The sequence below is a fragment of the Lysinibacillus sp. NPDC097287 genome (assembly GCF_044761695.1).
In the GTDB taxonomy this organism is placed as follows: domain Bacteria; phylum Bacillota; class Bacilli; order Bacillales_A; family Planococcaceae; genus Lysinibacillus.
In genome coordinates this window covers 25,298-50,111 of the sequence record NZ_JBIWCX010000007.1, presented here as the reverse complement: position 1 = coordinate 50,111, position 24,814 = coordinate 25,298, and the positions used below count along the sequence as shown (strand labels likewise).

The window sequence follows — 24,814 nt, the reverse complement described above, 5'->3', positions numbered from 1 at the left end:
CAATATTATCAAATTTCTGTGCTTTACAACTGAGATTAAGCATACTGCATGGAAGGTTAGATTAAAGTTAGATTTTAAATTTCTTAACTACGTATTTTAACACTATAATGGTGCATTGATTTGGGTACTCCTTTTAACTCAAGTACCCCACTGTACACTAAATATCTAATTCTGTACTCTAAATAGAAGATATTAACGAACATATTCCTTTGTTCTAATATCTCCCCAATAACTTGTCCAGTCTTGATAAAATCTTTGATGATTTGCTCATTATGTAGCTTCTCAATTGCACGTAAAATTAGTGAATCGATGTAGTTTTCTGGAACGCTTTTTAGTTTATCTTTATCCCATATACGTAGCACTTCTTTAGTCTGTAATAATTCTGTCCATTCTCTTTGAAATTGAAGCAGAGCCTTATCTATAAGAGGACTCTTCCCTCTATTTTTTTCAAATAGCAGTCTTAAATCATCTGGTTCAATTTGACCTGTATGGGAAATTTGCCGATCTTTATCTTTTGACGTTATAAGTTTTGGATAAAGTTCCGTGGCGTTTATAAGATAAATCTCATTTTCTTTATTCTTCAATACGTCCAAAATATAAAGTATGAACGTATACTCATCTGCATTATGCCCATACCAGAGATAAATAGGAACTTGACTTGGTATATCCTCTATTTCTCGTAGCGTATTATTCAACTTATTTTGATAAATATACTCTTCCTGTTCGTAGTTGATATTTTCCTCTAGCCATTCACTTCGATAAGCTTTTCCCGTTCTACAATCTAAGTTCCACAACGGTCCAATAGAAAAGTCGTCTGGGAATCCCATTACAATTTTAGGTCTTTCTAGTCCTACGCTTAAAGAACCTGCTGCAGATTCCGAGGAAACAAGATGTACTGCACTAGGTCTACCGCTCAGGTCCTTTGGGAATTGAGACAGGTTCAAGAATTGGCGACGTTTTTGAATGTGATGATTTATTTCTTCTACCATCATGTTCAAATCATCCTGAGAGAAATAGCACCCTCTGCCTTCAAGTGGTTTGCTAACTTCGTGATCAAACGTTTCAAATTCATCTTTATGATTGATTTCGAAATTCTCCAATTTGCCACTTCCAAACGCATTGGAAATTGATAAATAATTTTGAGTTTCAATTTTATAGACAAGAACTACATTTGGCTCCATCAAAAAATATATAAATAGACCATTTACTTTGGTTTTAATTATCAGCACCCCCTACCTAAATTTCACATTATCTATCCTAAAATCACTATGTTCATTGACTATCCTTAGATACTGTTAATTTGCAATAAAGTTATATCGATGTATAAACTAATTCACCTTTATAGATTTGCACGAAATATTTACAATATATGCATTTACACTCCATATTCCCCATTAAATTAGATAGATTAATTTGCCAACTTTTTGATATTTTAGCCATATTACCTGCATTTATAGTAGTAAAATATAGTACGATTTGTTCTTGGGAGCAAAATTTTAATATGCTATTGTTTGAAGTGTAAATCAAATAGGCAAACCTAGGGAAATTTAGGGACGCAAAGCTATAGGGACTAAGGTTTATTACTATGTCAGCCAGTTACCGAAGAGTACATTCTACTTTTTGTTATTCTATATTTCCATAAATAAGCAATGTTATTTTTATGAACAATTTATAGGAAAAGGGAACTACTCTTGTAGAGTAGTTTTTTTATGTGCTTCTCAGGAATAAATTCATCAGGAGGAAATGTAAATGAAAATAGTTAAAATTGCAACAGCAGCGGCTATGGCTATAAGTTTAGTCGGTGCCCCAATTAATGTTTTAGCAGATCAAAATCAAGACACAAGAGTAACAACGACTTCAGTAAAAAATAGCATCAAACAAGCAAATAATGCTAGTGTCAGTAAGTTTTATTTATATGGAAATGACTTACTAAATACATATAATGAAGTCTTTAAAATGGACAAATCTAATATCGTATCAATTACGAACAACGGAGGAAACTACCCTGGTTCTCCCCTTGAAAAGGCGATCGATGGCGATATGAATACCCATTGGGAAACAGGAAAGCAAAATAATGCAACATTCACAAATGAGGTTATATTTAATTTCAATGAAACAACTTCATTAGATCGAATTGTTTATGCCGCACGTCAAGCTAGCGCAAAAGGTAAAGGTTTTGCACAAGAGTTTGAAATCTACAGTTCAACTACAGATGAAGGTGATGACTTTACATTAGTTTCTTCTGGTGAATATAAAGGTTCTACAGGAGATATCGTTGAAATCCAATTTAAACCGACGGAATTTAAACGTTTAAAGTTTGTCTATAAAAAAGCAAATCAAGATTGGGCAAGTGCTTCAGAATTCTTATTCTATAAAGAAGACCGTGTATCTGACAAAATGGAAAAACTATTTACAGACGACACATTTAGTACAATCAGCAAAGAATTTAATACGCCTGATGCATTAAACCAATTAGAAGAAGAAGTAAAAGATCATCCACTATATCCCCTATTTAAAGAAGATATAGAAAATGCTAAATCTCTTTTGAACCAAAAGGTAATTGAAGCAACTACAGCAGCTGTTTCAAAATTAAAAAGCTACGGCACAAACTTTGATAATGCCTATAGCGAGGCGTTTAGAATGCCAAATTCTAACGTATCGAAGGTAACTACAAATGGTGGTAGCTATCCTACTACAAAACCAGAATTTATGTTAGATGATCAACCAAACACGCATTGGGAAACAAATAAAAACAATGATGCGAACTTTACAAATGAAGTTGTATTCGAATTAGAAAATGCAGAAGTGTTAGATCGAGTAGCCTTTTTAGCGAGATCCGTTAATCAAAAAGGGTTCCCCGAAGAATTCGAAATTTACGCATCTGAAACTAGTAAAGGGGAAACATTCCAACTTGTTTCTAGTGGCGAAGCTGTAAGAACAAGTGATTTCTTAGAATTTAAATTTGAACCTACAAAGTTTAAACGACTCAAGTTTAAATTCAAAAAAGCATATACAGACAGACCGTTCGCAGCAGAATTCAGATTCTATAAAGAAGATAGTATATCTAATAAGATGGACAACTTATTTACGAACGAACATCAAAATAAAGTATCTGAGCCATTCAATACGTTAGAAAAATTAGAAGCGTTTGAGCAAAGTGCTCAATCACATCCTCTATATGAACTGTATAAAGAGGACTTCGAAAACGCCAAAGTACTACTAAATGAAGGCAAAGTAGAAACAACTCCAGCTGCAACAAAACCATTTGAGCATTATTCCAATGAAGACTACTCTAAATTATTCAAAGTGGATAATGAAAACATTAAGAGTATCCGTAACAACGCAGGTAATTGGGGTAGTGCTGTAATTGGGAACGCCATTGATGGCGACCTAGATACTTACTGGGAAACGAATAAAGGTAATTCTACTGATTTCTCAAATGAAGTAGAAGTAGAATTCAAAGAAGCAGTAGAACTAAATAGAATCATGTACGGGGCAAGAAAATCTGACCGTAAAGGGTTCGCTGAAGATTTCGAAATCTATATGTCTCAAACATCTAAAGGTGATACGTATCAACTTGTATCAACTGGCGGACATAATGTTGTTGCTGGATTAGTGGAAGCTAAATTTGAACCTACTACATTTAAACGCGTTAAATTTAAGTTCAAGAAATCAACTCAAAACTGGGCTTCCTTAGCAGAATTAGCATTCTACACAGAAGATGCTGTAGCAGATAAAGTTAATAATATCTTCACGGACGGAACAATGAGTGCGGTTGTACCAGAATTCAATAGTGTAGATAAAATTAATGCATTAGAAAATGAAGCGAAAGCACACCCACTGTATGATATTTTTAAAGAACGTTTAGATCTGGCTAAAAAGATTGTACAAGGTGAAATAAACGGTGAAGGAACTACTGTTGTAGCAGAACAACGTGGAGATATGGTGAAGCACGCGAAAGAAAACTTAAAATTCGGCTTCGGTAACAATCTACAGCCTACAGGATTTGCAGCACAGCCCGGAGACAAAATCACAGTATATGTTGATGCAAATACAAATGGTCCATTACCAAAGTTATCTTTTGCTCAACAAGATGGTTCTTTTGCAAATTGGAGAAGAGATGTCGCTCTAGTACCTGGTAAAAACGAGATAACGGTACCTCAAGTTAACAAAGATAGCTGGTATAAACATGATGTAACACCAGGTGGAAGTATTTACATTATTAATCCTTATACAGAAGAACAACAAGGGAAAGCCCCAAAAATTCGATTTGAAGGCGTGGAAAAAATTCCTTTCGCAACGAAAGATACGAACATAGCAGAGTTCAAATCATTCCTAAAAGAATATAAGAAGAAAATGGATGAAGATATCGTAAAACACCCGAACGTTGAAGATAGAGAAGTTCTAGACGTTTTCGAATTTGTAAGTGATCATATTGTTTGGACTGGAACAGCAACAGGCGCTTACCAAACATATATTGTAGATGGATATAGTCCGTTAGAAACTATTGAGTCTTATAATACTCATATGGAAGAAATATTTAGATACTATGGATTGAATGCAAGCGATGAAAGTAATGACCCAAAATTAATTAGAGATAATGTACGTCTTGCACAACCATTTGGTTATATGTATGCATATACTGACCATATCGGTGTACAAGGTGATGTTATGGCTAACCACTTAATTCCATTTGAAGTGAGAGGTCAATCATGGGGCTTAACTCATGAGATTGGACATAGAATGGATGTTAACGCTAGATTATATGGTGAAATAACAAATAACATGTTACCGCAACATATGTCTGCTTATTATGGTCAGATAGATACTCGTATACCATATGAGGGATATATCTATAACAATGTAATCGATGAAAACTTGAAAGATTACAACGAACAAGGGTTGTTTGAAAGATTAGGCGTATTTTGGCAATTAGAGATGTACAGCCCTGGATATTGGGGAAAACTAAATAGACTTTATCGAGAAAGAGATGTACAACTGACAGATGGAGAAATCTCTAAACAACAGTATTTAGTTCAATTCTCTTCTGAAGTATTAAAACTTGATTTAAGCGAGTACTTCGCTAGACACGGTTTTACAGTTAGCAAAGAAACGAGAGCGTTGACTAGTAAATATAAGAAACCGAATGAAAAATTATGGTATCTAAATAACTCTGTAGTAGGGTACAAAGGAAACGGAATAAAAGATAAAAAGGTCTCTGTTGGAGTAAGTGTTGATCCAAATGCAGAGAAGAATACAAATACTTTAAACTTTACTATGGATAAGAGTTATGCTGAAGACTTTTTAGGTTATGAAATAATTAGAAATGGTAAAGTTATAGGGTTTACTTCTACTAATAGTTTTATTGATAAAGAGGTAGATACAAGTGAAAACTACAAGTATCAAATTGTTGTATATGACAAAAAGTTAAAAGCCTTAGAGCCCGTAGAATTTAATTCATTAAAACCAACAATAGCTGTTGAAGATCATCTAACTCTTAAATTACACCAAGAATTTGATCCTATGAATTATGTGAAAGCACTTAACTTTGAAGGAAACGATATTACAAATGACGTAACGATTAAATCAAATACTGTTGATGTAACTAAAAAAGGTAACTATGAAATCGTATATGAAATAACAAATGCAGATTCCGTAGAAACAAAAACAACAAAAGTAACTGTAACAAGTGATTTTGCATATATCTCTGATTTAACTGCTAAATCTGCAACTGTTGGTTGGGGATCATTACAAAAGGATAAATCCGTTTCTGGTAAAACTATCACTTTAATTAGACAAGGTCTTGATGCAATTTACGAAAAAGGTATCGGTGTACATGCGAATTCAGAAGTAGTATATGATATCGAAGGAAAAGACTTTAACTTCTTTGAAAGTTATATCGGAATCGACCAAGCGATGAAAGGAAGACCTTCATCTGCAACGTTTGAAGTATGGGTAGATGGCGAAAAGAAATTCGCGAGTGATGTATTCAAAGCGGATACAGAACATGAATTTGTAAAGGTTCCTGTCGCAGGGGCAAAAGAAGTTAAACTAGTAACAACTGATGCTAACAATAACGGCAATACAGCGGACCATACAGTATGGGCGGATGCGAAGTTTACACAAGATTCTAGTAAACCTACACTGACAATTCCTAAATCGACTGCAACTAAAGTAGGGACTCCTATTGACATCAACGAGCAATATACTGCGTTTGATGCAGAAGATGGCGATTTAACGGCTACTGTACAAGTAACCGGAGCCGATCAAGTAAACTTCGACCGAGCTGGTAAGTATGAGCTTACTTATACTGTTACTGACAGCGATGGTAATGAAGCAACTGCGAAGAGAACGATTTCTGTAGTAAATATGGATGATTACAACTATCTATCTGATTTCGACTGGACATCTACTCAAAACAGTTATGCCGCTCCTAAGAAGGATATCTCTATGAGCGCTAAAACTTTGCGTTTAACAGCTGAAGATGGCAGTGAAGTAGCTTACGAAAAAGGGATTGGCGCACATTCTAATTCAACAATCGTCTATGATTTGACGGATAAAGATGCTGATTTCTTTACTTCATTCGTTGGCGTAGACCGCCAAATGTACGGTAGTGTTGGCTCTGTAACATTCCAAGTATTTGTTGATGGAGAAAAGCAATTCGACAGTGGCTTAATGAACTCTAGAGATCCTCAAAAGTTCGTTGAAGTGAATATTAGTGGCGCTAAAGAATTAAAGGTAGTCGTTACTGACGGTGGCAATGGAATTGGCTCTGACCATGCGACATGGGGAGATGCTAAATTACATTTCGCTAACCCAGATAGTATCTTTACAAAAGATTTAGAAGCTGCTATTTCAGAAGCGAAAGCTATCAATGCAGAAGACTATACATCTGAAAGTGTGGCTTCCCTACAAACAAGCATTGCGAAAGCAGAAGAAACTCTTGCTAACAAGCAAGCTACCCAAGCAGACATTGATCAGGCTGTAGCGATGCTAAAACAAGCGAAAGAATCATTAGTGGCAATTGATTTAGGTCAATTCATCACAATACCTGATACAAGTTTAAGCACATTTATTAAACAAACACTAGGTATTACAGGTGAAATAACACTTGGTGATATGCATAAACTTACAAGCCTATCTGCCGTTGGTACTCGTACAGAAAGAGTTGCTAGTCTCGAAGGCTTACAGTTTGCAAAAAACCTAGTGACGTTGGATATATCCGGTAATGAAGTGACGGATTTCTCACCACTACAAGGATTAAAGAAATTAGAAAATCTAATTGCTGATCCTCAAGTAATTGAAATGCCTTCTCCAACTGGTCAAAGCTCAATATTCAATGTAGAAAATCCGGTAATTGGCCTAGATGGAAAGCATGTTAACCCTACTCAAATTGGGCTTAGATATAATAAAACGTTTAAAGAAATAGCCGTAGATGTTGATCAACTAGAAGCAAATGCAAATCAATTTACAATTGATCTTACAGAAGAAGAGCAAGGTGTTTACACACTCGTAATGGTTTATGAAGTAGAAGGTAATATGATCCAAATCATGTCTATGATTGACAATAAATGATTTGTGTCAGAAGTACCCACTCTTAACTTAAGAAAAAACATCTAAATACATTAAAAATAAGAACTCCCTTGAAAATGCATTCATTTTCAAGGGAGTCCTTTATTTATTGAACATTTCTATGTTGGATTACTTTAACGATCTCCATTAGAATAACAGATCCTAGAGCAAGCCCTGTTGCAATTAGCCAATCCGTCATACCAAATTCTACAGGGATATTAAACACATCACGCGCGAATGGTAAGATAGTAATACCATACAGCACGAAACCTAATACAACCGCTCCAATGACATATTTATTGCTGAAGAACCCAAAACTTATTGATGTCTGTGTATTAGAACGTGCAACAAAAGTTTGTAATGTTCTCGATAAAATCAGCGTCGTAAATGCCATTGCTATACCCATCTCATCCGAATGCGATAAGCCGATATAAAATGAAATTATAACAGCAATCCCAATTAACAATCCACGTGTCAGTACTGCTTTCATCGTTCCCCCTGCAAAAATCCCCTCATCCATTGCTCGAGGTTTCTTTTGCATAACATTTGGCTCTGGCTTTTCTAGCCCTAAGGCAATTGCCGGTAACGAATCATTTACAAGGTTAATAAATAGTAGCTGCAATGCAGTAAATGGATTTGGTAAATTGAAAGTGACTGCGTACAGAATAGCAATAATAGCCCCTAAATTTCCTGCAAACAAATAACCAATTGCCTTTTTAATGTTATCGAACACGGTTCTACCAACTTGAACGGCATCCACAATTGATACGAAGTTGTCGTCCGTTAATATCATAGCAGCGGAATCCTTGGCAACGTCGGTACCTGTTCCCATGGCAATACCAATATCGGCCTGTTTCAACGCCGGCGCGTCATTGACACCATCACCTGTCATCGCTGTAACTTCATCTTTGTTCTGCCATGCTCGTACGATACGAATTTTATTTTCAGGTGATACACGTGCATAGACAGAGATTTTTTCTAATTTTTCATTCAGCTCTTCTTCAGACAGTGCATCCAGTTCTTGACCGGTAACTGCAATATCATCTTTCTCCATTAGTCCAATATCTCGACCAATCGCTTGTGCTGTTGTTTTATGGTCACCAGTAATCATAATCGTGCGAATACCAGCTTGTTTCGCTTTCTCTATAGAGCTATATACCGCTTCTCTAGGCGGGTCTATCATAGCCGTTAAACCCACTAATACAAGATCATATTCATCACCATGGTCAATATGCGTTTTTCCTTCTGGTAAACGCTTATATCCAAAAGCTAAAACCCTTAACGCCTGATTAGAGAAACTTTCATTTGCATACGTAAAGCGTCCTAGTAAATCATCAGTCATTGGCTGTTCTTCCCCGTTTACCAACACATGGCTCACACGGTTGAACATCACATCAGGGCCACCCTTCGTCAGTATCATATTGACCCTATCAACAATATGTAGTGTTGACATGAGTTTACGATCCGAGTCGAAAGGAATTTCCGATACTCGCTCATACATTGCACGTAGATGCCCATATTCAAGAGCATGCTTATTCACAAAGTTGATCAATGCAACTTCTGTCGGATCGCCTACTTCCTGCCCCTCTATATTGATGTAGGAATCATTACAGAGTGCCGCTATCAGAACAAGCAATCGCTCAGATTCATCCCAATCATCTGGGCTATCTGGCAACCGTTCATTTTTTTCAGAAAGTAAAAAATGATCCGTCACAGTCATTTTGTTTTGTGTAAGTGTACCCGTTTTGTCGGTGCAGATTATGCTTGTTGAGCCTAATGTTTCGACAGCCGGGAGCTTTCTAATAATCGCGTGCTGTTTCGCCATTTTATTAGTCCCAACTGATAATACGATGGTTACGATTGATTGTAATGCCTCTGGTATCGCCGCTACTGCAACGGCTACAGAAAACATTAGTGCATCCAGTAGTGCCGTCGTTGTATTGTCATCACTGTCACCAAACCAAATTCTAGCAGCCTGCACAGCAAAAATGACGATACAAAGCAGTAGAATAGCGATACCAAGCTTTTTACTGAAGTCATTTAACTTTCGTTGAAGTGGTGTTTCCTTTTGCTCAGCAGTTGATAGTAAATCGGCAATTTTCCCAACCTCTGTTTTTTCTGCAGTACCAGTAACAACAAAGGTACCACGCCCATAAACGACCAACGAGCTACTAAATACCATATTGCGCCGATCACCCAGAGCTACTTCACCATGAATGGCTCCAATAGATTTTTCTACAGCTTCAGACTCACCTGTTAACATGCCTTCATTGACTTTTAACGATCCGCTCTCTATCACACGTCCATCAGCAGGAACATAATCTCCAGCTTCCAGGAATACAATATCCCCTTGTACGAGTTCCCTTGCTGCTATTGTCTGTTTCGTTCCATTACGGATTACTTTTGCCGCTGGTGCAGACATATCTCGCAATGCATCTAACGAGCTTTCCGCTTTCCTAGTTTGCACAACACTAATCACGGAATTAATGAGTATCACAATAAAAATGATTAATGACTCTACCATCTCACCGAGTACAATTTGGATACCCGCTGCTATTAGTAAAACAATCACCATCGGATCTTTAAATGTCTCTATAAAGAGCTTCCAGGTAGGTACTTTTGCTTGATCTTCTATTTCATTGTAGCCGTCCCGCTCTAACCGTAATTGCACTTCCTCACTTGATAAGCCCTTTTCGTTGGAGTTGACCGCTTCTAAAACATCTTCTTTGCTATGTTGATAAAAATCCATTTCATTCCTCCTCGCTTATGCCATTCTCGTTGAAAATCATAATGAATTGATACCAAGTTGTAAAAAATCCATGTTCTTCACTCTTTGGATATCCTCTAAAAAAACCTATCCATCCTATAACTATTCTCATTTTTAAATCACTTTAAAACCTCTTTAATAACTTTATTTGACGAATTTTTTGTTTCTCCTTCTATAGAAGCTAAAAAGCGTAGAAATCAGCAAAAATCTGCCCTTTCTACGCCAGTAGTGTTATGTTTAAATTTATTCATCATTCTTCATATATATAAATTTGACCCGATCCAATGATTCTTGCAGACCCGCCAACCTTTATTTGTTGAATTGTATTTCGAGCTTTCTTTATGGTCATGTCGATATAGCTTTGGCGCCCCATTTCAAATCCTTGCTCCCCACGAATATGATATATGCCTTCCTCTGTATTTGGTATGACTCCATATTCAATGAGATACGCTCCTAGTGGCCCACTAGCCCCTCCTGTAGCTGGATCTTCCGCAATACCCATGGCAGGTGCAAACATACGGCTATGTACATGCGAAGTTACCTCAACTGTTTCTGTCGTAAAGGCGAAAATATGCTGACGACCTGGAGTCACACTAAAACGCTCCTGCCAAATATCTGTGCGTAAACGAATCTTTTTCATCGCTTCCAACGAACGAATCGGAATAAAGAAAAACGGTACACCTGACGAAACAGTTTGCATCGGGAGTGTTGCATCAATATCCTCTTTAGAAATTGATAAAAGTTGTGCGGCTGCCTCCACATCCGTAAATCTTCCGCCAAACTCTGCTATTGGCTGTTCCATCTCAACTTTAGTAATTATATTTCCCTCTTTATACACAGTTAGCGGAATGTCACCAACACCTTCTTTAAAAATCCAATCATTACGACCTTCCTCTGTTTTAACAGTTCCATTAGCTGCTAAAACGTATGCTGTTCCTATTGTCGGATGCCCAGCCATAGGAAGCTCTAACTTTGGTGTGAAAATCCGCACCTTTTTCGTCTTATGAAGGTCATTTGTTGAAAATACAAAAGCAGTTTCAGATAAATTCAATTCGTTCGCAAGTACTTGCATCATTTCTGTAGTAAGACCTTCTGCATCTTCAAAAACAGCAAGTTGATTGCCTCCAAATGAAACGGTCGTAAATACATCTACTAAAGTATAATGATACTTCTTCATAAAATTCCCCCACTTCAAAAATATTAGCTAATCACCATAACTTGGGGTTGATTTCCGTTCCGGCTGGGCGCTTTCCGGGGGGCGTCCAGCCTCCACTCCAATCAACATGCATTTTAAAATCAATAAGTACTTTAATTAAATGTCATCCCCGACTTTTAGTGATAAACCAAAATATTACAATAATTGTATCTTAAATAACTCCCGACAGTAACATAAGGTCATAAAAAAATTCTCCACCCTAAGTAATTTACTTGGATGAAGAATTATAGTTAATCAAACTATTAATAAAGTTCGAGCAAAACACGTAAAGAGGGTACGACTAATCTGTAAATACGTGCAAAAATTATTCAATGACAGTTGTTGGTGTCGCCTCTTTCACAATTATTATGCCATCATAAGATTCTTTGGGTGTCATTTTAATCGTATAAAACATCTTCGATAACTTATACCAAGGACGAAAATCATCGCCTATATTCGCCATTTTCTGTTCAGTTGAGAGAATAGCTGCTAACTCTTTTGATTCACTAGCTTTCTCAAAATCTACATAAAAAATATTTTCCTCTACGCCACTAAAAGCATCTACTAAATCATCATGATGCTCCAGTGTATAGTTTTCACGTTTATCGGAACTGGCGTTTAACGCTTGGAATGTATTATCGATAAAGTCCGTTCCAATCGCAAAATATGCCTCACCGTAGAGCTCATCTAAATACTCTCCCATTACTTTGTTACCTGCTAACGTTGCAGAAGTTTTTTCAATATGCCCATTATGTGCAGAGATGAGCACTTTATCGTGCCCACGCGCCGCTTCAAAATCAACAATCCACTCCAGGTTGTTTGCTAAATATTGATCCCGCAAATCGGCATAGTCACTATCATTTAAAAACAGCTGTGTACGTTGCTTCATGATTTGTGCGTATTGTGAAGCAAAAGCAAAAGTATCTTCCGACGATAGTGTGATATACGCTGTTCTATTTGACTGTAAATCCGAAATAATCGTATCGATTGTTTCATCGAGTTCTTTCAGCTGGCCGTTTGTTAATTCACGCATTGTCTCATTGGAAACATGCGCCAACTGTGTTGCATATTCTTTTGCAATATCGCTGTTCACTTCTTCATAATAATCCAGCAATCCTTTTTTACTGTAGTCATAACGCTGCATATCGTTGCCGTAAAAATATACCTTCTCACTCTCATCTACTGTCATGTTATAATCATGCATCCATTGCACAAGCTCTATCATCTGCTCTGTTCTATAAATTTTATAATCAAGAGCATTTACAGCTTCTTTGGCTGTGCCGGAGCCAGTTGAGATAAACTGATTAATTTGCTGTGCACCACCAAAATCCCCCTCTAAAACGAAGACACGAACATTTTCATTCACGACTAATGCTTGAAATAAATCTTTTTTCAATGCCTGAAATTCAATATTCCCATGTGTCGCTTCTCCAAAGCCAATGACTTTGACATCAATAGGAATATCAATATTTTCTATTGTCGATGTATATTGAGCTACATTCTCTACCGCTTCTCCACTTCCACACCCTGCTAGGAAAACAGAAAGGGCCATTGCTGCGGTTATACACCAATTCTTTTTCAACAAAGTCATTTTACATCCTCCTCAAAAAGTTAAACTGCTTTTCTTTGGAAATACAAATACCCTCCAATGAAAAACAACACAAAACTACCACCTACAACTGTTAATAATTGATCCCATGGTATAAAAAATACATCCTCAGTACTTCCTCCTGTATTCATCATAAAAAACGGTTGCACCCACGGATAATAAGGGCCAAATTGTTTAGAATTCGCTACTAATATGGATGGTAAAGTGAAAATTACATTTACAGCAAATGGAGCAGCAAAGCTCTTAAACATCACAGACATCCACAATTGCAAAGCAACTAATGGCAATGTCGCCACCCATCCCCCTAAGATGCTTTTCAAAACAATTTCCATTGGAAAAGGGTCTGTATAACCTTTTATCATACCTACCGCATATATAGAACTTAAATATAGTAATTGCATTGCCATGACAAGTAACATGATTAATATATACTTTGCAGCAAATACTTTCCCTCTTGTAACAGGCAATGCTAATAGTTGTTTCCATCCCCCTGCTTGATGCTCATATCTACAAATGAGGCTAGAAAAGACACCTGAAATAAGTGGCAAAAATAATAAAGCATATATTAAATTCATCGAAAGTAATACGATAAACCATTTATTCATACCAAAATCATCATCGAAACTAGACGCTAATCCTATAAATAGACCAATCAACGGCCCTGCAAAAATAATCGGTATCATTTTAGATTTTCTTAATTTATACCATTCAGAGTGAAGTATAGCGCGCATTATTTCACATCCCTTCTCGTGAAATCTAACATTCCAACGATATATAATAGAACCCCTACACCTATACCAAGCGCAACATTGATGATTGGCTCATTCCATTCATTCATTAATGATGGCCACTTCCAAATCATCCAATCTGGCAAACTATAAGCCGAAAAGGCAAAAATCACACCAAAGACCCCAACAGTAATTGGAATTGCTTGATTTTGACTAACAGTCGCAATCCAAAGCTGTAATGCCAATACTGGTAATGATGCTAAAAATGGATAATAACTAAACTTGATTAGCTCCATATAAGGAATGTTCTCTCCTAAATCTAAAAACACTCCATAAGTAAGTGTAAAAATCAGTAATAGCGAGGAAGATACAAATAATAATATTGTGAGCACTGTAAATTTTGATAAATACACTGCCAATTTAGATACAGGTAAAGCAATTAATTGCTTCCATGCATTTGTTTCATCTTCAATACTTGCTATGAAGGATGTTAATATGGCAATCCCTAAGATCAGCGCAAGTGGCGTAAAAGAATGTACATTGCCTAAATAATATCCCCAATCATCCTCACTTTGCTGTAACAAATAGTCTTTTCTTATACCGTAATTGACCGTTTGTAGCGCTACTACACCAAAAGGGCCTAACGCTGTTAAAAACCATAATCCTTTTCGTTTAATTTTCAAAAAATCAGCAGTCAACAGTTTGCCCATCATATCGCTTGCACTCCCGCTGTCATTTGTAGGAATATATCCTCCAAGGACTGTTTTTCTTCTTCCACGCGATAAACTGAAAAGCCCTCCTGCACAAGGATCTGAACGATTTGTGCTACTTTTTCATCGGAGCATTCATCCAATACAATTTGCCCTTCTTTACATTCTGCCTTTATGCCATTTGCTACTAACGAACGCCACGCTTGCTCACTCTTATTCACCTTGAATATAACTTTTGGCTGTGCATGCATACGCATTGCGTCAATTGAGTCTTGAAAAATCAGTTTCCCTTTCGAAACGATGCCAACTGTTGTCGCCATTTGATCGATTTCTGACAACAAATGACTAGAAATAACAACCGTCATCCCGTATTCAGAAGGTAGTCGTTTAATTAAATTTCGAATTTCAATAATCCCAGATGGATCAAGTCCATTTGTTGGTTCATCTAAAATTAATAACTCTGGATTGTGTAAAAGAGAAGCGGCAATTCCTAGACGTTGCTTCATGCCAAGCGAAAATCCTTTGACTTTTTTATTGGCTGCCTCTGTTAAGCGAACAATTGCTAACACTTCATCAATGCGCGATTTGGGCACCCCTAAAATTTTTCTCAGAGCTTCTAAATTTTCATAGGCCGTTAAATGCGGATAATAGGATGGATTTTCAACTAAGGAACCAATTTTTGATAATATTTCGATTCGTTCCTTCATTACATCCTTTTGAAAAATTTTTATCTTACCAGATGTTGGTTTCATCAATCCTAATAACATACGGATTGTCGTTGTCTTTCCTGCGCCATTTGGTCCTAAAAATCCGTATATCTCCCCTTTACGGATTTTCAAATCCAAGCCCGCTACAGCCCGCTCTTTACCAAAGCTTTTTGATAAGTTTTCTGTTTGCACAATATATTCCATTTCTATCACCTCTTTATCTAGCATAACGAACCAAGTTTAAAAGCAGGTGTGTACGAAGTTTAAATTTTGTTTAAAAAAAGAAGCTGTCCGAAAAATCATTCGGACAGCTTCTTACGTCGTATAATTTTAATAATAGTGCCGGATTCACTTGAAGTGATATCCCAATCTAGCTCCATACCCTTTACCATGATATCCACTATTGATAAACCAATGCCTGCACCTTTTGCATTGGATTCATTGTTCATTCCTTTTCCGCAATCCGAAATGACGAATGCATCATAGTGCTCTGTCGACTCTGTTTTAACGCCAATGTATTGCCCACCACTCGCATGGCGCAATACATTTTGAAAGAAATTATCAAATATGCGCCCTAACCAAAGCGGATCAACTAGCCATTTATTCTCCTCAAATGAGTCTAACTCTACATCTATTGCAAAGCCTTCTTTTTCAAAAACAGGATACCACGTAGTCATGTGCTCTCTTACAAATCTAAGTACATTGATTTCCTTCGGTTCAAATTTATATTTACTAGCCATTAGTAACGTATACGACAATAAATTTTCCATCAATCCATCAATATTAACAATCGACGTTTCTAGAGCTTTAACAGCATGTTTTCCGTCATCGGATAATTCCTCTTTACTAATGGAATAGGTTTGCGCCCGTACTTTTGTTAAAGGGGTGCGTAAATCATGAGATAGGTTAGCGATTAATTCCCTCCGCAATTGTTCTTCCTTCTGCTCACGATTTTTACTTTCCCTAAGCTCACATACCATGCGATTAAAGCTTTGTTCAAGCTGCCCAATCTCATCCTTCTTTTTCACATACATTTCGATAGGTAGCCCGTCTACATCACGTATTTCCATCGCATCCTGTAGCTTTAATAAACGCTTTCGAATCCCTCTAAAAAATAAATAGGATACACTAACAAAAAACAAAATAACCACAATAACACCGTAAAATACAATCGTGCCGTATTGCTGATATACATTTATAAGTGGAGGATTCAATTCCGATCTAGGAATTTCAAAAACAATAAAACCATTCGTTTCATCATCACCTAGAAATGCAATAACGGTAAAAGGATCTCCGTCATATCGCTCTTTGATAAACTTAGTCGTAAATGCTGGTGACCACTCTAATGGTAATTCCTCTTTAATATTAACACTCGTTAATAACGTTCCATCTTCACTGACCCAAAACATTGAGGCCTCAGGATATTTTTCCTGCCAATCTTCAAAAAGTTGATCTATTACTTCAAGTTCGATAGCTTTTATTTTATTTGCTTCGGCATGCCATTGTTCCTCAAGCACATTTTCATTGAAGTGTTCGCCATATTGATTTTTATTAATACTTTCCTCAGTTTTAGCAATCCCCAACACAAATACAGCAAGAATAAAGTACGCTATTTGAACAATAGACATTGCCAGTAAAATAATAAGCATATACTTCGCTAATAATGATCGGAAAAATTTCATAGCTTTACCCTATAACCAATGCCACGAATCGTTTCAATAATCAGCGGCTTGGCTGGATTTAATTCTATTTTTTCTCGCAAATACCGGACATGCACCATCAAAGTTTTATCGCCTTCTATGTAAGCTTCTCCCCAAACCCCTTCATAGAGTTGTTCCTTTGTTAGTATTTGATTTAAATGACGAATAAAATATTGAAATAAATAAAACTGCTTACCCGTTAATTGGATTTCCTCACTGTCATTACTATTTATTACTCGCAACTCTTTAGTATGTATTTTTAGGTGCTGAAGCTCTAATACATCATCATTCTTTTGATATCGCCTTAGTAATACTTCCACACGCGCTACTAGTTCATCCGGATGGAAAGGTTTTGTTAAATAATCATCTGCAAAGTTTAGCCCCTCAATTTTGTCTTCTACCGCTGTGCGTGCGGAAAGCATTAAAATCGGTAATTCACTATTTTCTCTCTTGATTCTTTTCCCGATAGAAAAGCCATCTAATCCAGGCAGCATAACATCCAAAATGACAACATCGGCAAATCCTATGTACTTCTCAACTCCTTCGCCAGACTCTAACCACCTAACCTCAAATCCTCTTTCTGTTAGCTCCTTCGTCACCCATTGCCCAATTTCTTTTTCATCTTCTATGTATAAAATACGAAACAACTGCAATCATCTCCTATTTTCAAGTCATTTGAAATACTCATTCTGTACCAGTATACATTTACTGAAATTACCAATCAATTAATACTCTGAGGCATCACCATACCTTGGGGTTGATTTCCGTTCCGGCTGGGCGCTTTCCAGGGGGGTCATCTGATAAGCCGCTTCAGGGCAACAGGATGTTGGTCACGAAGGCGTTGTCACAGGACGTGACGCTTTTAGCCTTCGTTCCTTAACACTTATCCCCCAGGAGTCGCCCAGCCTCCACTTCAATCAGCGAGCATTCTTATATTGTTATACCCTTTTCCCAAATGTCGCCCCCAGATTAGGATAAAAAACTATTCTTTTTACTTGTTCATCTATCAAATTTTCAAATAAATATACCCAGTGCTTATATAAGATCTTACTAATCTTCAAGGAATTCATAGTAGGTAGCTTTGAATCGAATGACTTCATCCACTTATCTTCAGCAAACAAATTATAAAAAAGTCAAAGCGCTCAACAGTTGATACGACACAATAGGAACCTCTACGTTTCTATGAAACCAAAAAGTGCGTACTTTTTTTAATGCATGCAAGGCTACATAATAAAAAAGCAATGAAATACCGACTCAACTGGAGGACAAAATAATGATTAATAGTTTACAAGATACAATCAAATTAAATAATGGAGTAGAAATGCCAGGGTTTGGCCTTGGTGTATTCCAAGTGGAAAACGATGCAACAGCAGAAATCGTAAAAAATGCGATTGAGGTTGGCTACCGTAGCATTGATACTGCTGCTATTTACGGTAACGAAACAGGTGTTGGTGAGGGCATTAAACTAGCACTAGCATCTACTGGTTTAAAACGTGAGGATTTATTCATCACATCTAAAGTATGGAATACTGGTCTAAGCTATGCCGAAACAGTAGCAGCTTATGAAGAAAGCCTACAAAAATTAGGACTAGATTACTTGGATTTATACCTCATTCACTGGCCAGGTAAAAATAAATATGCAGAATCATGGAGAGCACTTGAGGATCTATACAAAGAGGGCAAAATCAAAGCAATCGGTGTATGCAACTTCAACATATCTCACTTACAAGACTTATTAAAAACAGCTAGCGTAACACCAGTTATTAACCAAGTAGAATTCCACCCACGTTTACAACAAATAGCGTTACGTTCATTCTGCCAAGAGCACAATATTCAATTAGAAGCTTGGGCGCCATTAATGCAAGGTGGACTTCTTGAAGATCAAACGATTGCGAAAATCGCAAAAAAATACGGCAAATCAAATGCACAAGTTATTTTACGCTGGGATATTCAAAATGGTGTTGTCACAATTCCTAAGTCAGTACGTAAAGAACGTATGATTCAAAATGCAGACATCTTTGACTTCAGCCTTACTAATGAAGAAATGGAAGTAATGAATGCCATGAACCTAGACAAACGTGTTGGTCCAGACCCAGCAGAATTTGACTTCGTACTGTAATAGAACTTCATAACAACACAAGTAGAAAAAGCCTTAAGGTATCTACCTTAAGACTTTTTCACTTATATTAAGATGGTTGCATAACAGCAATATCCTCATCACGTTGCATTAGAAGAACATCTTCACCATTATCAATTAATTTTTCGATATGGTTTTCACCCCACGTGCAAAGTAAGTTAAGCACGGGCTCCAGTTCATGTCCATACGGTGTTAATGAATATTCAACCTTGGGTGGTACTTGATTGAACACTTTACGATTGATTAATCCACATTGCTCTAATTCTCGCAATTGACTCGTCAACATTTTTTGTGAAATACCAGGAATTAATCGACGAAACTCATTCGTACGTATCTGGCCATGGTGATTGAGATGACATAGAATAATAGGCTTCCATTTCCCACCGATTACTTCAAGCGTGGCTTCAACACCAATATTATAAACTTTCTTCATCGTGAACCCCCTGTATTATTCAAAAGTAACTAAAAGTACCCTACATGCTTCTTTAGTACGTATGAATAATACTACACCCTATTTAAAATATCAAAGGAGTGCTCAATATTATGACAAAATCAACAACACCAAATGCCAAACTAACACTCCTCGCTCTAGCGATCAGTTCCTTTGGTATTGGTTCTACAGAATTTATAAGTGTGGGGCTACTCCCGCTCATTACAAATGACTTCGGTATCTCATTAAGTACTGCAGGCTTAACCGTATCAATCTATGCATTAGGTGTAACAATTGGAGCACCACTTTTAACAGTTTTAACGTCTCGAATTGATCGTAAAAAGGTTCTATTACTCGTCATGGCACTTTTTATCGTCGGTAACTTATGGGTTGCTATGGCACCTACGTTCTCGTTACTACTAATAGGTCGTATTATTTCAGCTTTAGCACATGGTGTATTTATGTCGATTGCCGCTGTCATTGCCGCTGATGTCGTAGCACCAAATAAACGCGCAAGTGCCATTGCATTTATGTTTACAGGTTTGACTTTGGCAACTGTGACCGGCGTTCCATTAGGGACTTTCATCGGTCAAGTAACAGACTGGCGTATGTCATTTGTTTTCATCGTAATCATCGGCATAATTGGTTTAATAAGCAATGCATTACTCGTGCCAAGTAATCTATCAAAGAGTAATCCAATTTCGATACGTGATATGGGTAAAGTTTTGGGTAATGTACGAATGCTGTTAATTCTTTTCATTACAGCAATCGGTTACGGCGGCGTATTTGTCGTATACACATATGTATCTCCCATTTTAGAAAAACACATGGGATACTCCCCTCAAGCAATCGTAGTTATTTTAGTCGTCTACGGGATTTGTGTAGCAATAGGAAATACTGTAGGAGGACGCCTTGCAAATAATAATCCTTTACGCGCATTATTCTTCATCTTTATCAGTCTTGCTCTAGCACTACTAGGCATTAACTTTTCATTAGAATCTCAGATTGTTGGTCTAGTTATGGTTTTACTTATGGGGCTATTCATGTTTATGAGTGTACCCGGCTTACAACTCTATGCCGTTCAGCTATCTGAAAAATATGTACCCACAGCTACTACGATGGCTTCAGCGTTAAATATTTCTGCCTTCAATATCGGAATTTTTCTAGGATCTTACGTAGGTGGATTGGTTGTACAATATCAATCATTAAAACATACACCCATTTATGGCTTCCTAATGGTCATGCTTGCAGCGATCGTCACATTAATATGGATAATTTTCGAAAACAAACAAAAAGACAGCTATTAAAAAACTACGTCATAAGTCAAAGCATTGACCTATGACGTAGCCTATTTGTTTAGATTATTCTTCTTGTCCAGAAGGATTTTTTCCTGTTGCTTCAATCACTTCAGGCGTTCCATCTACTGTTTCTTCTTGTTTATTTTCAGCAGGTGGTGGTGTAATTGCAACCAATGTATAGTCATCCTCATTTAAAATTTCAAACGGGAATTTATTTCGAATATCTGCGACATACAGTGAAGTACCAATCGCCACATTCGACACATCGATTTCTAGTGCTTCTGGTATATCTGATGGTTTCACCTTCACTCTAACCTCTCGATGTGGCTGTAAAAGAAAACCACCATCTGCCACGCCGATTGCATCCCCTACTAGTGTCACAGGGAGATCGACTTCCAACTCTTCTGTCATATTGATGGATTTAAAATCTAAATGCTTTATATTGCCCTTTAACGCACAACGCTGCAGTTCATTTAGTACAGCATTCACTTTCTTCCCATCAACCTCTAATTGAAATACACCATTAGTCCCCGTTTTCGCTAACACTTTAGCAAACGCTCTTGCATCCAGTGAAATTGCAGTAGATGCCAATTGATAGCCATAAACGACACCAGGAATATCACCACTTTTTCTAAGCTTAGTTAAAGTCGATTGAGGGCCTGCATTACGTTTTTTTGCAGTTAATACTGAACTCATTATCATTCTCCCCTTCCATGGAAACTCATCACATAAAAGGTTTTGCCCGTTACACCAGTTTTTATACCTAAATCATTGACTAAATCGTTGTTCAAAAGTAGCTGCACATTCGAGTTCAAACCAAAAATCACACGCTACACCTAAAAGCAGAACAATTCATAAGATATAATATCAGCTATTGAATTGGAGGAATTTTATTGTATTACAATTACTATCCCTATTATTCCTACTCAAATCATTATCCGATGTGGGTAATGGCAAATCATTCGTCTCTCGCTCAATTCCCTAGTCAATTGGCAATGCCGACAAATAATAATTCATTTCCACCTGTAAACACGCGTCAATTAAAGATTTCAGCGAAAAGTATGCAGGCCATAATGCAACAATCTCAGTTGCTAACAAGTAAAATTGCAGATTCAGAACAGTTCGCCCACAATCTCATGAGTGCTGCACAACTTTCAAATAAAGCAGAAGTTGACAGATTAATTACCTCAACTGGTATTACTATTAAGTTCGACACAAAATTCACACCAGATGGCATTCAAATTCGTTTTACTGAACATGCTTGTTGTGGACTGACATTAATATTAGATTGGTGAATCAAAAAAAGTAGTGGATACATCAATTAACAGAGTATCCCTATTGAACTTGTAAACTTCTATTTAATATGATAAAGTGGCTGTAATATATTTCCGAAAATTCACACACTTATATTCTTATCAAGAGAGACGGATGGGTTGTCCCTATGAAGTCTCAGCAACCAGCTCTAGCATGTTGCTAATTCCAATCGGTGAAAATCACCTTAAAGATGAGAGGAATAACTTCAGTTAGTATGCACGAGGGCCCTCTTTTACAAATTGGGTTCTCTTTTTTTATCTAAAATATTAGGAAAGCAGGAAACACATTATGACAAATGATCTTTTACAAGCACTTCAACTATTGAAATCAAAAGAATGGGTCGATTTAACACACACATTTGGACAAGATTCGCCACACTTTTTTATGTTTGACGATGCAAAATTTGAGACGTTATTCTCACATGAAGATGGATTTTTTGCACAACAATTCACTTTTCCTGGACAATACGGAACACATATCGATCCACCCATTCACTTCGTTCGAGATACACGCTACTTGGATGAATTAGAACTGAAAGAGCTTGTCCTACCACTTGTCGTTATTGATAAATCCAAGGAAGCAGAATCCAATAATGACCTTTCGTTAAGTGTGCAAGATATTCTTGACTTTGAGGAAAAATACGGAAGAATTGAAGCTGGGACATTTGTTGCACTTCGTACGGATTGGAGTAAACGATGGCCTGATAAAGAAGCTTTCAACAATAAAGATGAGGATGGAAATAATCATATACCTGGTTGGGGATTTGAAGCGTTAAAGTTTCTATTTGAAAAACGAAAAGTAAATGCTATAGGTCATGAAACATTCGACACTGATTCAGCAGCTGATTTTCGTAAAAACGGCAAGTTAGATGGTGAATATTTTGTACTCGACCAAGATACATATCAAATCGAGCTCATGACGAACTTGGATAAGCTACCACCAAAGGGTGCAATTATTTTTAATATTGTTCCGAAACCCGAAAAAGCATCTGGGTTCCCTGTACGTTCATTTGCTATTTTGCCTTGATTATATGTTTTAAAAATGTAAAATACTAAAATAAAAAGGGGCTATCAAAATCATTTTTAATGACTTTGATAGCCCTTCTCTAGTTACTCTATAACATTTTTCTATCACTTCATAAAAATACGCTAATAGCTCCGAGTAACACTTTCAATTCCAACGTTACACTTTGAAAAAATGTAAGTTGGCATAATATTATTCACATACAATTCACAAGTGGTCATTTTATACTACAGCGTTCAATAGTCGACACCTATCTGGATTGGTTTGAATAACACCATAAAGTTGCTTATATAGAGCAACTTTTGCACTTAATTTAATTAACTACTATCAAATCCTCCACCAACTACAGATGCCGTTGTAAGACAAATTTAGTAATCTTTGCTCTTAAAAACAATATGAGAAAGTAGCAGGTATTGTATTAATAATTCCAAAGGAGTATACCAAATTACATATAATTGATAGAATAAGAGAACATTGATTAAATATATTGAATTATTACATACAGAGTATTACTAGAACAAAAGGAACGATAATTAACCCGATGTAAAGGAGTTGGTTCTTATGGGATTTAACATTTACTATTACGAAAGTAATGTAGATTGCAAATTTTGCAAGAAGCATTTTACAACATACAAAGTACGTCCTAATCGCTATAAGATCATTGAAGAACATACCGATTTCATGCCAGTCTATGAAGGTTTGAATCCATTATTATATGAAGTAGCTGTCTGTCCTCATTGTGGCTATGCCTATCATAAGTCCATGACAAGAACCTATGGGCCATTCATGCTACTGATTAATGAATTGTACATTAAAGAGCTCCAAAAACCGGTGAACATTTGCCAGGAGCGCACGATAGATGATGCGATTGTTAGCTACAAGCTAGCCTATCTTGTGTCAAAATCTTCGATGGAAGAGCCTCTTCTAATGGCAAACCTAGCTTTGAAAATAGCGTGGCTCTATCGATTAAAAAATGACCCTGAAGCTGAAATGCGCTACTTACAGTCTGCAAGGGAATTTTACAGCAAGTCTTTTGCTACCAATCAAGAAGGCGAGGAGCGAATTCAATTTTTAAATGCAGAGTTGAGTCTTCGTCTTGGAGATATAAAAGATGCAAAGAAGGGATTCTCCCGCTTAATCTCGGATCGAAGCGTTTCAAATAAATACAGGAAATTAGCCCGTAATCGTTGGGAAAATTATAAGTATGACGAGAACCCTATCAATATCACCGAAACCATCAATTAAAAGGCGGGGAGCGAAGTAGAATGCAGCTGTTTGGGAAAAAACTAGATGCGAGAGAAGAAGATATTTTTTCGGAATTACTTCATTTTTTACTAAGAAAAAACAATCGTAACTTATCAAATGATGAAGTCGTTGAATTAACAGGCGTTTCTTCCGACTTGCTTTATAAATGGGTGAAAGCAGGAAAACTAAAAAACACTATTTTCCCCAATATTGGTGCCCCGTGCGAACGATGTGGCAAAATTACGCAAGCTAGAACCTGTGTTAGCTGTTCATCCTCCATCGTCAATACATTAAAACAAGAAGAAAAAGATCAAGCATGGTTTAAACAAATTCAACGAAGAGACCGACAACCAAGCACATATCACTATAAATAATAAAA

General features: G+C 36.8%; 18 protein-coding genes and 2 riboswitches. Of the genes, 7 read left to right on the top strand and 11 right to left on the bottom strand.

What is annotated here, in order from left to right:
- Positions 1 to 83 precede the first annotated feature (83 nt).
- On the bottom strand, positions 84 to 1,100 hold the full coding sequence (locus tag ACIQ2D_RS11495; protein WP_402864041.1) for a DUF1835 domain-containing protein: 1,017 nt from the start codon (positions 1,098 to 1,100) through the stop codon (positions 84 to 86).
- Positions 1,101 to 1,520: 420 nt separating this feature from the next.
- A riboswitch (cyclic di-GMP riboswitch) is annotated at positions 1,521 to 1,604 on the top strand.
- 145 nt (positions 1,605 to 1,749) lie between these two features.
- On the opposite strand from ACIQ2D_RS11495, the gene ACIQ2D_RS11490 reads away from it, so the two are divergent.
- The gene (locus ACIQ2D_RS11490) at positions 1,750 to 7,575 is read left to right on the top strand and encodes an NPCBM/NEW2 domain-containing protein (RefSeq protein WP_402864038.1); all 5,826 of its coding nucleotides are present in this window, start codon (positions 1,750 to 1,752) and stop codon (positions 7,573 to 7,575) included.
- Positions 7,576 to 7,678: 103 nt separating this feature from the next.
- Here the strand turns inward: ACIQ2D_RS11490 and ACIQ2D_RS11485 are convergent, their stop codons facing one another.
- From ACIQ2D_RS11485 to ACIQ2D_RS11450, 8 genes are all read right to left on the bottom strand, one after another.
- Positions 7,679 to 10,321, bottom strand: a complete 2,643-nt coding sequence (locus tag ACIQ2D_RS11485; RefSeq protein ID WP_402864035.1) for a cation-translocating P-type ATPase — start codon at positions 10,319 to 10,321, stop codon at positions 7,679 to 7,681.
- A gap of 268 nt (positions 10,322 to 10,589) precedes the next feature.
- Positions 10,590 to 11,516: a PhzF family phenazine biosynthesis protein gene (locus ACIQ2D_RS11480; protein WP_402864032.1), complete on the bottom strand. Its 927-nt coding sequence runs from the start codon at positions 11,514 to 11,516 to the stop codon at positions 10,590 to 10,592.
- A 343-nt stretch (positions 11,517 to 11,859) separates the two neighbouring features.
- The gene (locus ACIQ2D_RS11475) at positions 11,860 to 13,125 is read right to left on the bottom strand and encodes an erythromycin esterase family protein (protein WP_402864029.1); all 1,266 of its coding nucleotides are present in this window, start codon (positions 13,123 to 13,125) and stop codon (positions 11,860 to 11,862) included.
- Positions 13,126 to 13,145: 20 nt separating this feature from the next.
- Positions 13,146 to 13,874, bottom strand: a complete 729-nt coding sequence (locus ACIQ2D_RS11470; protein ID WP_402864026.1) for an ABC transporter permease — start codon at positions 13,872 to 13,874, stop codon at positions 13,146 to 13,148.
- The gene (locus ACIQ2D_RS11465; protein ID WP_402864024.1) at positions 13,874 to 14,584 is read right to left on the bottom strand and encodes an ABC transporter permease; all 711 of its coding nucleotides are present in this window, start codon (positions 14,582 to 14,584) and stop codon (positions 13,874 to 13,876) included. The genes ACIQ2D_RS11470 and ACIQ2D_RS11465 overlap by 1 nt, the downstream gene beginning before the upstream one ends.
- On the bottom strand, positions 14,581 to 15,492 hold the full coding sequence (locus ACIQ2D_RS11460; RefSeq protein WP_402864021.1) for an ABC transporter ATP-binding protein: 912 nt from the start codon (positions 15,490 to 15,492) through the stop codon (positions 14,581 to 14,583). Before ACIQ2D_RS11460 ends, ACIQ2D_RS11465 begins: the two co-directional genes overlap by 4 nt.
- A 95-nt stretch (positions 15,493 to 15,587) precedes the next feature.
- On the bottom strand, positions 15,588 to 16,970 hold the full coding sequence (locus tag ACIQ2D_RS11455; RefSeq protein WP_402864018.1) for a sensor histidine kinase: 1,383 nt from the start codon (positions 16,968 to 16,970) through the stop codon (positions 15,588 to 15,590).
- The gene (locus ACIQ2D_RS11450; protein ID WP_402864015.1) at positions 16,967 to 17,635 is read right to left on the bottom strand and encodes a response regulator transcription factor; all 669 of its coding nucleotides are present in this window, start codon (positions 17,633 to 17,635) and stop codon (positions 16,967 to 16,969) included. Before ACIQ2D_RS11450 ends, ACIQ2D_RS11455 begins: the two co-directional genes overlap by 4 nt.
- Positions 17,636 to 18,261: 626 nt before the next feature.
- Between ACIQ2D_RS11450 and ACIQ2D_RS11445 the strand changes: the two genes are divergently transcribed.
- On the top strand, positions 18,262 to 19,107 hold the full coding sequence (locus ACIQ2D_RS11445) for an aldo/keto reductase (RefSeq protein WP_402864012.1): 846 nt from the start codon (positions 18,262 to 18,264) through the stop codon (positions 19,105 to 19,107).
- Between the two features lie 67 nt (positions 19,108 to 19,174).
- Here the strand turns inward: ACIQ2D_RS11445 and ACIQ2D_RS11440 are convergent, their stop codons facing one another.
- A complete protein-coding gene (locus ACIQ2D_RS11440; RefSeq protein ID WP_402864009.1) occupies positions 19,175 to 19,558 on the bottom strand; it encodes a winged helix-turn-helix transcriptional regulator in 384 nt (127 codons plus the stop codon).
- Between the two features lie 110 nt (positions 19,559 to 19,668).
- Here ACIQ2D_RS11440 and ACIQ2D_RS11435 point away from each other — a divergent pair, with 110 nt between their 5' ends.
- Positions 19,669 to 20,862 carry an MFS transporter gene (locus tag ACIQ2D_RS11435; RefSeq protein ID WP_402864006.1) on the top strand — a complete coding sequence of 398 codons (1,194 nt, stop codon included), beginning with the start codon at positions 19,669 to 19,671 and terminating at the stop codon, positions 20,860 to 20,862.
- A 54-nt stretch (positions 20,863 to 20,916) separates the two neighbouring features.
- On the opposite strand, the gene ACIQ2D_RS11430 is transcribed toward ACIQ2D_RS11435, so the two are convergent.
- Positions 20,917 to 21,549 carry a 50S ribosomal protein L25/general stress protein Ctc gene (locus ACIQ2D_RS11430; RefSeq protein WP_402864003.1) on the bottom strand — a complete coding sequence of 211 codons (633 nt, stop codon included), beginning with the start codon at positions 21,547 to 21,549 and terminating at the stop codon, positions 20,917 to 20,919.
- Positions 21,550 to 21,746: 197 nt separating this feature from the next.
- Between ACIQ2D_RS11430 and ACIQ2D_RS11425 the strand changes: the two genes are divergently transcribed.
- The 4 genes from ACIQ2D_RS11425 to ACIQ2D_RS11410 all read left to right on the top strand — a co-directional run bounded on the left by ACIQ2D_RS11425 (position 21,747) and on the right by ACIQ2D_RS11410 (position 24,809).
- Positions 21,747 to 22,148, top strand: a complete 402-nt coding sequence (locus ACIQ2D_RS11425; protein WP_402864000.1) for a YuzC family spore coat inner layer protein — start codon at positions 21,747 to 21,749, stop codon at positions 22,146 to 22,148.
- 114 nt (positions 22,149 to 22,262) lie between these two features.
- Positions 22,263 to 22,364: riboswitch (SAM riboswitch) on the top strand.
- A 91-nt stretch (positions 22,365 to 22,455) separates the two neighbouring features.
- A complete protein-coding gene (locus ACIQ2D_RS11420; protein WP_402863997.1) occupies positions 22,456 to 23,193 on the top strand; it encodes a cyclase family protein in 738 nt (245 codons plus the stop codon).
- Positions 23,194 to 23,751: 558 nt separating this feature from the next.
- A complete protein-coding gene (locus tag ACIQ2D_RS11415) occupies positions 23,752 to 24,435 on the top strand; it encodes a DUF2225 domain-containing protein (protein ID WP_402863994.1) in 684 nt (227 codons plus the stop codon).
- A gap of 20 nt (positions 24,436 to 24,455) precedes the next feature.
- Positions 24,456 to 24,809, top strand: coding sequence for a hypothetical protein (locus ACIQ2D_RS11410; protein ID WP_402863991.1), 354 nt, complete (start codon positions 24,456 to 24,458; stop codon positions 24,807 to 24,809).
- Positions 24,810 to 24,814 lie beyond the last annotated feature (5 nt).

What these genes read in the sequence shown, in the direction of transcription:
- ACIQ2D_RS11490 (WP_402864038.1), top strand. Translation starts at nt 1,750, where the DNA reads ATGAAAATAGTTAAAATTGCAACAGCAGCGGCTATGGCTATAAGTTTA.
- ACIQ2D_RS11485 (WP_402864035.1), bottom strand. Translation starts at nt 10,321, where the DNA reads ATGGATTTTTATCAACATAGCAAAGAAGATGTTTTAGAAGCGGTCAAC.
- ACIQ2D_RS11480 (WP_402864032.1), bottom strand. Translation starts at nt 11,516, where the DNA reads ATGAAGAAGTATCATTATACTTTAGTAGATGTATTTACGACCGTTTCA.
- ACIQ2D_RS11475 (WP_402864029.1), bottom strand. Translation starts at nt 13,125, where the DNA reads ATGACTTTGTTGAAAAAGAATTGGTGTATAACCGCAGCAATGGCCCTT.
- ACIQ2D_RS11470 (WP_402864026.1), bottom strand. Translation starts at nt 13,874, where the DNA reads ATGCGCGCTATACTTCACTCTGAATGGTATAAATTAAGAAAATCTAAA.
- ACIQ2D_RS11465 (WP_402864024.1), bottom strand. Translation starts at nt 14,584, where the DNA reads ATGATGGGCAAACTGTTGACTGCTGATTTTTTGAAAATTAAACGAAAA.
- ACIQ2D_RS11460 (WP_402864021.1), bottom strand. Translation starts at nt 15,492, where the DNA reads ATGGAATATATTGTGCAAACAGAAAACTTATCAAAAAGCTTTGGTAAA.
- ACIQ2D_RS11455 (WP_402864018.1), bottom strand. Translation starts at nt 16,970, where the DNA reads ATGAAATTTTTCCGATCATTATTAGCGAAGTATATGCTTATTATTTTA.
- ACIQ2D_RS11445 (WP_402864012.1), top strand. Translation starts at nt 18,262, where the DNA reads ATGATTAATAGTTTACAAGATACAATCAAATTAAATAATGGAGTAGAA.
- ACIQ2D_RS11440 (WP_402864009.1), bottom strand. Translation starts at nt 19,558, where the DNA reads ATGAAGAAAGTTTATAATATTGGTGTTGAAGCCACGCTTGAAGTAATC.
- ACIQ2D_RS11435 (WP_402864006.1), top strand. Translation starts at nt 19,669, where the DNA reads ATGACAAAATCAACAACACCAAATGCCAAACTAACACTCCTCGCTCTA.
- ACIQ2D_RS11430 (WP_402864003.1), bottom strand. Translation starts at nt 21,549, where the DNA reads ATGAGTTCAGTATTAACTGCAAAAAAACGTAATGCAGGCCCTCAATCG.
- ACIQ2D_RS11420 (WP_402863997.1), top strand. Translation starts at nt 22,456, where the DNA reads ATGACAAATGATCTTTTACAAGCACTTCAACTATTGAAATCAAAAGAA.
- ACIQ2D_RS11415 (WP_402863994.1), top strand. Translation starts at nt 23,752, where the DNA reads ATGGGATTTAACATTTACTATTACGAAAGTAATGTAGATTGCAAATTT.
- ACIQ2D_RS11410 (WP_402863991.1), top strand. Translation starts at nt 24,456, where the DNA reads ATGCAGCTGTTTGGGAAAAAACTAGATGCGAGAGAAGAAGATATTTTT.